This window comes from Phreatobacter aquiterrae, from assembly GCF_053471285.1.
Genome location: NZ_JBJPHW010000029.1, coordinates 1 through 4,963, shown reverse-complemented (window position 1 = coordinate 4,963; position 4,963 = coordinate 1). Strand labels below are relative to the sequence as shown.

7 protein-coding genes are annotated in these 4,963 nt (G+C 63.0%); 6 read left to right on the top strand and 1 reads right to left on the bottom strand.

Annotated features, from left to right (window positions below; all coding sequences use genetic code 11):
* Together ACJ4V0_RS21330 and ACJ4V0_RS21325 are read left to right on the top strand one after the other, a co-directional pair.
* The coding region (locus ACJ4V0_RS21330; RefSeq protein WP_527248927.1) for a HupE/UreJ family protein at positions 1-166 on the top strand (166 nt) is incomplete at its 5' end.
* 15 nt (positions 167-181) lie between these two features.
* A complete protein-coding gene (locus ACJ4V0_RS21325) occupies positions 182-817 on the top strand; it encodes a transmembrane anchor protein (RefSeq protein WP_448301620.1) in 636 nt (211 codons plus the stop codon).
* A gap of 418 nt (positions 818-1,235) precedes the next feature.
* Here ACJ4V0_RS21325 and ACJ4V0_RS21320 read toward each other — a convergent pair whose 3' ends face one another.
* On the bottom strand, positions 1,236-1,733 hold the full coding sequence (locus ACJ4V0_RS21320) for an ankyrin repeat domain-containing protein (protein WP_448301619.1): 498 nt from the start codon (positions 1,731-1,733) through the stop codon (positions 1,236-1,238).
* 392 nt (positions 1,734-2,125) lie between these two features.
* On the opposite strand from ACJ4V0_RS21320, the gene ACJ4V0_RS21315 reads away from it, so the two are divergent.
* From ACJ4V0_RS21315 to ACJ4V0_RS21300, 4 genes are all read left to right on the top strand, one after another.
* Positions 2,126-2,323: a hypothetical protein gene (locus ACJ4V0_RS21315; RefSeq protein ID WP_448301618.1), complete on the top strand. Its 198-nt coding sequence runs from the start codon at positions 2,126-2,128 to the stop codon at positions 2,321-2,323.
* A gap of 6 nt (positions 2,324-2,329) precedes the next feature.
* The gene (locus ACJ4V0_RS21310) at positions 2,330-2,923 is read left to right on the top strand and encodes a Fic/DOC family protein (RefSeq protein ID WP_448301617.1); all 594 of its coding nucleotides are present in this window, start codon (positions 2,330-2,332) and stop codon (positions 2,921-2,923) included.
* Between the two features lie 325 nt (positions 2,924-3,248).
* Positions 3,249-4,127 (top strand): ArdC family protein, encoded by an 879-nt coding sequence (locus ACJ4V0_RS21305; RefSeq protein ID WP_448301616.1) that lies wholly within the window; start codon positions 3,249-3,251, stop codon positions 4,125-4,127.
* 534 nt (positions 4,128-4,661) lie between these two features.
* A partial coding sequence (locus tag ACJ4V0_RS21300; protein ID WP_448301615.1) for a phospholipase D-like domain-containing protein occupies positions 4,662-4,963 on the top strand: 302 nt, incomplete at its 3' end.

Here is a 4,963-nt window from a genome sequence, read left to right as displayed (position 1 = left end):
GGTGGAGATCGGCCAGTTGCTGGCGCTCGCCGGCATTCTGATCGCCATGGGCTTCTGGCGCCGGACCGACGGGTTCCGTCGCCATGCCTACACCGCCAACGTGGCCATGATGGCCGCGGGTTTCGTTTTGGTCGGCTACCAGCTGACCGGCTACTTCGTGAGCTGAGACAAGGACACCATCATGTACAACTCCGACATGCCGTCCCGTAAAGAGCTGCCGACCACCGCGCAGCTCCTGAAGTCCACCGCCATCGCCGCCGTCGCCGCGACCGCCATCCTCGTGACGATTGTCCTGCCGTCCGAGTATGCGGTCGATCCCACCGGCATCGGGCGTGCCCTGGGCCTCACGCAAATGGGCGAGATCAAGATGCAGCTCGCCCGCGAGGCAGCCGAGGACAGGGTGAGGGACGCGCCGCCTGCTCCGGCGGCTCCGCGCTCCAGCATCGGCTCCTTCATCTTCGCCAGCATCATCGGCACCGCGCATGCGCAGGCGGCGGAGCGGACGGACGAGACCGTCATCCCGCTGAAGCCCGGCGAAGGGATCGAATGGAAGATGACCGCCCCGCGCGGCACGGCCATCCGCTACTCCTGGCGAACCGATACGGGCGTGGTGAATTACGACATGCACGGTACCAGGGCTGGCGGTGGTCGCGAGACGTCCTACAAGACGGCCCGTGGCGTTGCGTCCGACGAAGGCGTGATGACCGCGGGCTTTGACGGCTCGCACGGCTGGTTCTTCCGCAACCGCACCTCCCAGCAGGTGACGGTGACGCTGCGGACCACCGGCGCCTACACCAACCTGCGCCCGATGCGCTGAAACCAGGTGCGGGAAGCCGATCATCTGGCTTCCCGCACCTCCTCGCGAAACGTGGACGGCGCTGGTGGAATTGGCGTTTCACGATTTGATGGTCCATTGAAGTCACTCGTCGCGTAGCCGTTGGTCCAGACGCGACCTACGTCAATCGAGGTACGGACGAGGGCGGATGGCGAAAGCCGACGTTCCAGACTTCCGATCAGGGCCCAAAAGCAGCTGTCAATCAATGTCCGTTGTTAAGCCCCAAGCGGACGCGCGGAATTTCGCCATTCGGGCGAGACGGGTGCGGCGGCTAGACCCCCAGACGGAGCGCTGCACGCTACGGAACCCTGATCGGACATTCCATATGATATCTTATGCGAATCAATGACTTATTTCGCATAATGGCCGTTATGTTAAATGGCCCCGCTTTGGGCGGGGCCTATGCGATCGTCGGCTCGAGTAATGCCAGAGCGGCTGCGGGGCCGTGTTTCCGGGCCAGGTCAATGGCCGTATCGCCGTTCTTGTCCTGGATCTTAGGATCAGCGCCGGCCGCGAGGAGCCGTTTGAGCACTGCGGTCCGCTTGTAGCGGGCCGCCCACATCAGCGCGGTCCAGCGCATCTGGTGGGTGACCAGGTTCGGATCGGCGCCGCGCTTGAGCAGTTGCTCGACGGCCCTGTCGTCCCCGGCCTTGGCCGCAATCATGAGTGGGGTTCGACCCCGGTCATCAAGGACGTTGGGATCAGCTCCCTTGGCGATCAGAAGCGCCACGATGCCGGGCATGAAGGCCATTGCCGCGATGTGCAGCGGGGTCTGGCCACCATTGGTCCGGTGCTGCACGTCGCAGTCGGGCTCTGAGAGAATTGCCTGGGCCACTTCCTGGCGACCGGCACGCATCATGGTGCAGAAGAGTTCGGAGAGTTCTGGGCTCACGTCCATCGCTTTCACCCCCTGCCCCGCGTCCGCCGGAGGGCGTGCGGAGCCGAAGGCTCGAGAAAAGGGTTTTGGTGACCGCAGGCTGCCACAGCTGCTGGTTGAGGCAAGCCCCTCGCCCGGCGGGCGGGCACTCGGATCGAGGGAGAGGGCCCGCTGTGCCCCGATAAAACAAAAAGCCCGGCTCAAACCGGGCTTTTGCGGCTGGCGCCGAGCGCCAACCCCGGAGCGTTGCTCTCGTCGAACTCTAATCCGCCCACCCCGCGAGCACAACGGGACCCGGTTCCGGTAAGCTTTCCGTCAGATTCAACACAGAATTTGATCGTGCTGGGGTTCTCGGTTCCCCGCCCCTGCCAAAAATCACTCGCCACCGCTGACGGCTGTGATATTGTGATCCTATGAAGAAGCCATCGACCCGTGCGCCGAAGTCTGGGCAATATATTCTTGGCTTGAAATCATTTGCCAAGATCAGTGCGGTTGAAGGTATCCGGCTTTCCGCCAGCAGCAAGAAGATGTTCGTCGAGTTTGATCGGCGTGGACTTTCCGACGAGCAGCGCCGTCAGGCTATTGCCAAAAAGCATTCCAAAAAAGCCTAAGCCTTCGTGTACGATACTGTTGACGATCCGTACTGCTATCGTGGCACGACGGTCCTCAGGAACCGGCTTGGGCTAAAGAGCCAGGCGGCCCTTGACGCCTTCGAGGCCGAGGCAACGGCCCAGCGCTTCGAAGAGGCCTTTCCGGCTGGCCGCTTTACCGTCGCCCACTACAAAGCCATTCATCGGCACATCTTTGGCGATGTGTACCCTTGGGCCGGACGCGAGCGGCGGGTTCGGATTTCCAAGGGCGGCAGCATGTTCTGCTATCCCGAGCACATTCGGACCGCTTTGAAACGGCTGTTCGCCGATTTGGCGACGCGGCAACATCTCCGGGGCCTGACACCCGACGAGTTTGTCGTTCGAGGTGCTGCTTTTCTGTCTGAATTGAATGCCATCCACGCGTTCCGTGATGGCAACGGCCGCACCCAGCTGGCGTTCTTCGCGATTCTCGCGGCATCAGCCGGGCATCCGTTGAACCTGGACAGGCTTGACCCCGAAGCCTTCTTGGCCGCGATGATCGCTAGCTTTCGTGGTGATGAAGCCCCGCTTCAAACCGAGATCAGTCGTTTGGTTGGTCTCGCGCGCCCTCCCCGATCTTAACTCGGCATTCCGCTCGAACATCCTAGCCGGGGTCGGGGGGTGGCAATGAGCCCCCGTCTCGATTCAACGCGGCACCACCCGGTTTACCTGTCCGTTCAATGCCTCCGGTCGGGGTCGCGCCGTCTCCCGCGGGCGCCCCAGGGCCTCGGATGGGGATTGGCTGCCCCAGGGCTGTTCCAGGCGCCATGCGCCTCGCTTCCGCGCCCTAAGGGCTTGTGCAGCAGCGGCCCCTGCCGGGCTGACGGCATGGACACCTGTCCCAGACCGCTGGGGCGGACGCCTCCCACGAGGCCGCATGGGGCGGCCCGCCAAGGGAGACAGAGCCATGACCGACCGGGTCGACATTCATCAGCACATCACCAACCAGATCATCGCCGCGATCGAAGCCGGCCCGGGGGATTTCCACCTGCCTTGGCACCGCCAGGGTGGCTGCATCGGGCGGCCGGCGAATGCCGTCACGGGCCGCCGCTATCAGGGCGTCAACGTTCTGGCCCTCTGGGCCGCGGCCGAGCTGCGCGGTTACAGCTCAGGTCGCTGGGCCACCTTCCGCCAGTGGCAGGAGGCCGGCGCTCAGGTCCGCAAGGGCGAGAAATCCTCCCTGGTGGTGTTCTTCAAGTCCTTCGACGTCACCGAGACCGACGACCAGGGCCAGGCCCACGAGGAAACCCGCCTGGTCGCCCGGGCAACCCCGGTGTTCGCCGCGGAGCAGGTGGACGGCTGGCAGCCTGAGCCCCTCCCGGCTCCGGTTCACTTCGATCCCCTGACGGCTGCTGAGGCCTTCGTGGCAGCCACGGGCGCCACGATCGTCCATGGGGGCTCCATGGCCTGCTATCGGGCGTCGACCGACACGGTCCATATGCCCGAACGCACGGCGTTCCTGGGCACTTCAACGAGCTCGCCGGCTGAGGGCTACTACTCGACCCTCTTCCACGAGCTGACCCATTGGACAGGCCCCGCCAATCGCTGTGACCGCCAGTTTGGCAAGCGGTTCGGCGATCAGGCCTATGCCGCCGAAGAGCTGGTGGCCGAGCTGGGCGCCGCGTTCCTGTGCGCGGATCTCGGGATCACCGCCACTCCCCGGGTCAACCATGCGCAGTATCTGGCACACTGGTTGACCCTCATGAAGGCCGACAAGAAGGCCCTGTTCACGGCTGCTTCGCAGGCTAACCGGGCTGTGACCTGGCTTCAGGAGTTCCGGGGCTGACCTCGGGTGCCTTGCCCCCGTTGCCCGTTCAACGCAGATCCCAGGATCCTGTGATGGCAGATTCTGCGCTGGGGCCAGGCACACAGGATGTCCGTCGGTGTCTATGGTGGTAGAGTGGCGTTATGAATGAAAACGCCGATCTTGCCATTCTGAAAGCGGCCTATCGCGATGGACTTGCCAGCGGGCCAGGACGTTCTGTGTCGGCCGATGAGATGCTTTCAGCATTCCGGCAGGAGGTGCGGCGCCCCCGTGAGGCTCCTCATTCTGTTGATGACTGAGACGCGGCTTCGCTATGCCCTTCGCCTTAAAGGCCTACGTCAGCAGTCGTCTCAGGCAAGTACTCGTTGATTCCGAATACAATCTATGAGAGCATGTTACCGGAATGCGTACCGTAAGCTCATGCTCTCAATATCGAAATGAGTTGCCTCTGAGGAGGTCGCTTTCGCCATTCCTTCAACTGAAAATAACTCAGCGGACAATACGGTCCTGTAAGAGGCTGGCGAGTTGAGGATCCTTGATAATACGTCCCTTCTCTTGGGCCATGACCTGAAGAGCACCCTTGGCCGCGGTAGTCGGGTCAAAATCGCCGCATCATGCTTCTCGATCTATGCGTTCGAGGCCCTTAAGGCCGAACTATCCAAGGTCGAGAGTCTGCAGTTCATCTTCACCGCTCCCACCTTTGTGCCGATGGAGGTCACTGACCGCCTGAGTGTCAAATCGCTTCCAATCGCCACCCCTATTTCGCGTCCAAAGCAGGCCCCCATTGAGGGCGCAGATGCGAGCGGCCGCCCCGGCGTAGCTGGCCAGGGTTTCGCAGCCGGGGCGGCCGCGTTTCC